At 62.7% G+C, this 233-nt stretch carries 1 pseudogene; it reads left to right on the forward strand.

From position 1 onward, the window contains the following. Positions 1–233 (forward strand): annotated as a pseudogene (locus tag R0J92_RS26985) (hypothetical protein); the annotation flags it as partial.

Below are 233 nucleotides of genomic sequence, written 5' to 3' on the forward strand. Positions count from 1 at the left end.
CGCTATGGCCGGAATTGATAAGGCGCGAGGAAACCGCGCCGCGCGACAGTGACGACCAGCCGGTACCCGGCAGCAAGGTCGAAGGCGTCGAAACCGGACGGCAGATCGCCAATCGCGAGAAGCAGGACCCGAGACTGGCCGACAGAAGCCCGTTCATTCTCAACCGCTTCGAAAAAATCCTGGCCATGGCCGAAATGGTGAGCGTCGCCCGGCCAACCGACGACAGCGACGAT

This window comes from Tritonibacter sp. SIMBA_163 (genome assembly GCF_046535935.1).
In the GTDB taxonomy this organism is placed as follows: domain Bacteria; phylum Pseudomonadota; class Alphaproteobacteria; order Rhodobacterales; family Rhodobacteraceae; genus Epibacterium; species Epibacterium scottomollicae.